This window comes from Microcystis sp. M109S1 (genome assembly GCF_020247025.1).
Lineage (GTDB): Bacteria > Cyanobacteriota > Cyanobacteriia > Cyanobacteriales > Microcystaceae > Microcystis.
In genome coordinates, this window is sequence record NZ_JADBRW010000065.1 from 1 (window position 1) to 3,135 (window position 3,135).

At 45.1% G+C, this 3,135-nt stretch carries 6 protein-coding genes; 4 read left to right on the forward strand and 2 right to left on the reverse strand.

The features are described from left to right. From IM322_RS02910 to IM322_RS02920, 3 genes are all read left to right on the forward strand, one after another. Positions 1-355 (forward strand): RNA-guided endonuclease TnpB family protein (locus tag IM322_RS02910; RefSeq protein ID WP_287713091.1); only part of this gene is annotated, 355 nt, incomplete at its 5' end. A gap of 169 nt (positions 356-524) precedes the next feature. Then, the gene (locus IM322_RS02915; RefSeq protein ID WP_287674769.1) at positions 525-1,040 is read left to right on the forward strand and encodes a type 4 pilin; all 516 of its coding nucleotides are present in this window, start codon (positions 525-527) and stop codon (positions 1,038-1,040) included. Further along, entirely contained in the window at positions 1,018-1,647 is a 630-nt protein-coding gene (locus IM322_RS02920; RefSeq protein WP_287674767.1) for a pilus assembly FimT family protein, read from the forward strand. Before IM322_RS02915 ends, IM322_RS02920 begins: the two co-directional genes overlap by 23 nt. A 55-nt stretch (positions 1,648-1,702) precedes the next feature. Here the strand turns inward: IM322_RS02920 and IM322_RS02925 are convergent, their stop codons facing one another. Beyond that, a complete protein-coding gene (locus tag IM322_RS02925) occupies positions 1,703-2,104 on the reverse strand; it encodes a sll0565 family protein (protein WP_287078209.1) in 402 nt (133 codons plus the stop codon). 72 nt (positions 2,105-2,176) lie between these two features. On the opposite strand from IM322_RS02925, the gene IM322_RS02930 reads away from it, so the two are divergent. After that, the gene (locus IM322_RS02930; RefSeq protein ID WP_287674766.1) at positions 2,177-2,458 is read left to right on the forward strand and encodes a DUF6439 family protein; all 282 of its coding nucleotides are present in this window, start codon (positions 2,177-2,179) and stop codon (positions 2,456-2,458) included. Here IM322_RS02930 and IM322_RS02935 read toward each other — a convergent pair. After that, a complete protein-coding gene (locus IM322_RS02935; protein ID WP_287674773.1) occupies positions 2,455-2,856 on the reverse strand; it encodes an ATP-binding protein in 402 nt (133 codons plus the stop codon). The genes IM322_RS02930 and IM322_RS02935 overlap by 4 nt on opposite strands. Positions 2,857-3,135 lie beyond the last annotated feature (279 nt).

The following is a 3,135-nucleotide window of genomic DNA, read 5'->3' on the forward strand; positions in this document are numbered from 1 at the left end:
CCCGAAATTATCTCAGGCAATATCTGACGTTAGTTGGGGAGAAATCACTCGACAATTAGCCTATAAATGCCGATGGTACGGGAAAAATTATATCGAAGTAGATAGATGGTTTCCTAGTTCTAAGCGGTGTAGTAATTGCGGGTATATTGCTGAGAAGATGCCGTTAAATGTTCGAGAATGGGACTGTCCAGACTGTGGGACGCACCATGACCGAGATATTAACGCTAGTAAAAACATTTTGGCCGCAGGACTTGCGGTGTCAGTCTGTAGAGCGACTATAAGACCAGAACAGAGTAAATCTGTTAAGGCAGGTGCGGAACCCCGCAAGGGAAAGAAGCAGAAACCTAAATCGTGAGGTTTGGGAATCACCGTCCGTTTACGGCGGTGAGGATGTCAATTGGGTACTCTGTAGTTGAGAGCTAAAAAAAGCCAGTAGTGTTCAGGAAAAACGGGGGGGTTGATAAGTGAAATCAAGAGGAAAGGGAATATCGTTAAAACTGCCGTCGTCCGAGTCGGGTTTCTCGATGTTAGAAGTGATCATTGCCATTTTAACTATTACCGCTTTCTTAACAGGAACCTTACAGTTAATGGCAGTGAATGCCTTATATAAAGTTCGGGCAGAAAGACAAGCTAAAGCTAACTTTTGGATTCAAGAAGACTTCGAGTCTGTTAAAGCTTTAGCTTCGAGTTTAGATGTGAACTCCAGTCCTGCCAACCCCAATGTCAGTAGGGATGTGTGTACAGGAACGGAGGGTTATGCCACAGCTTTAAGAAGACAACTAACGAATACTCCCCTCCCCACCACCCCTATACCGACGGAAACATTAGTAGATACAAGACCAATTGTCGGTACAAAAGACTATTCTCTCTATCGAACTTTTGATATTAATAACCAATCGGCTAATCCCCATCGTCTCCGTATTGATTATCGAGTCCAGTTAGCAACAGGTCAAATTGCTGACGATTACCGCAACCAAGAAAATGTTATTGCTAAAAGTTCTGTCGAGGTGATTCCCGATGCGTCGTTTAAATGTCCATAAAAATCAGGGTTTTACCCTGTTAGAAATTTTGATAGCTTTGGCAATTACGGGAATTCTTGCCGCCTTAACCGGACCTAATTTATTAGCTTGGTTGAATAGGAATACAGTCCAAGAAGCCACCGATTCTATACAATCAGCCCTACAGGATGCCCAAAGACAAGCTATCCGTCGAGGGAGAATTTGCACGATTAATTTTACTAACGGGACTGGCACTAATCCCACGGTTTACTCGCAAATAACTGCCAGTGAAGCGGGTTGTTTAGTGGCGACTAATACTAACGCGGGTCCCCTAAGTCTGCCGCAGGAAGTATTTATGGTGGTGGGTAATTTTCCGAATGTTCCCACTACTAGCAGCAGCCCGGGGGTACAGTTTTCCTTTCGGGGTCATGTGCCGGATTTAAACTTTACTCCGCCGCAAAACCAAGCGATAATCGTATTATATCCCGCCGCCAACGCCTCCACTGCGCCCTATCCTAACCAAGAAAGAAAATGTATAGTTATGGCTTCTCTGCTAGGAATAGTTAAACAAGGTACTTATAACGACACTTCTCTAACTAACCTCGATGCCAGTAAATGTCAAATCCGTCTCGATGGAACTGAACCCTAATCAGCTTCTCAAGGCAACACTCCCCTCTCCCCACACCCCACTCCTGTGCAGTTAATCACCCGCTGCAGGATCGCAGAATCCAACCCAGTAAGACTCCGATACCACCAAAGCGGACAATTTGCCAAAAAACTTCCCCCAGCAGTCCGCGACGGATTCCTTCCCAGAATAGGCGCTTTAATTCCCCTTCTTTGAGTAAATTGCTTTCTAAAATTACCTCTAATTCTTGAATCTGTTCGCGAATTTGTACCAATTCCTTTTCTAGTTCAGGTAGGGGATTTTCCCGCCATTGGGGTTCTATTTGACTAAATTGTGCCTCTAGGTCTTTTTTTTGCTGTTCTGCTTCGCTGATCTGTCGATAACGGTCTTTTAGTGCTGCGATCGCCGCTTCGACTTCTTCAATCGCTTGGGTAAATTCTGCCGATTCATCGCTAGGGTATGGGTTTTCTTCTAAGGACATGGACTCGATCCGATTACCTGCGTCTAAACTATAGTTATAGACGATTTTACGGTTTTACGAAACCTTTTGATTATGATTCCATCCCCTGTCTCCTCCTCATCTCAGACTGTTGATCATCTATCTACCCTGGAATTGGCGCGGATTTTGGCGGAACGTTTGGCGATCGCACCGATTGACTGGCATCGTCTGAAAGCCAATCGTAATGCTCGGTCTGCCGAACAATTAGGGACGGCTTTGGTGTTTTTATTAGATAATCAGCCAGAAGAAGCACTTCCTCGGCTACAACAGGCTACAGGCTGGCTCGATCGCTCAATTTCTGCTCCTCCCTGTCCTTCTCACGGTCATGGTCATTAGGTGAACCAGCGTTCCTGTTTAATTTGTTTACAAAGTTTCAGTTGGGTTCCTTTTTGATTCCAGTGAACTTGGTCGAAGATTTGATATAATATACACAGTCCTCGGCCATTTTCCGCTTCTTCGGGGGGAAAATTGGGACAATCGCAACTACAGCCATGATGGTGACAACGGGGGGTAAATCCACAACCTTCGTCGGTAATTACCCAGGAATACTCGTCTTTACTGCTGGAAAAGTGAACGACCACGGTTTTGCCCGGATCGAGATGATTGCCGTGTTTAGCGGCATTAACTAAAGCTTCTTGCAATCCTAATCTAATTTCTGGCTCTAATTCTTCGGGAATACTAGCGGTCAATAAATCTAAAATCGGACAAAGATACAAGGTGGAAGCGAAACTCATGGTGTTCCAGCTTCGTTTGCTTGTTGGCAGTGAAATAGCAATCACGCGCTTTACCTCTAGCTTTTATTCAATGACTATTCTCTTACAGAAAGATTAAGGTCTCTTAACCGTCGATCTAGTTGACATCCTCACCGCCGTAAAACGGACGGTGATTCCCAAACCTCACGATTTAGGTTTCTGCTTCTTTCCCTTGCGGGGTTCCGCACCTGCCTTAACAGAGTAAATCTGTTCTGGTCTTATGGTCGCTCTACAGACTGACACCGCAAGTCCTGCGGCCAA

Coding starts and splice junctions, on each gene's coding strand:
- IM322_RS02925 (WP_287078209.1), bottom strand. CDS start 2,104: ATGTCCTTAGAAGAAAACCCATACCCTAGCGATGAATCGGCAGAATTT.
- IM322_RS02920 (WP_287674767.1), top strand. CDS start 1,018: ATGCGTCGTTTAAATGTCCATAAAAATCAGGGTTTTACCCTGTTAGAA.
- IM322_RS02915 (WP_287674769.1), top strand. CDS start 525: ATGTTAGAAGTGATCATTGCCATTTTAACTATTACCGCTTTCTTAACA.
- IM322_RS02930 (WP_287674766.1), top strand. CDS start 2,177: ATGATTCCATCCCCTGTCTCCTCCTCATCTCAGACTGTTGATCATCTA.
- IM322_RS02935 (WP_287674773.1), bottom strand. CDS start 2,856: ATGAGTTTCGCTTCCACCTTGTATCTTTGTCCGATTTTAGATTTATTG.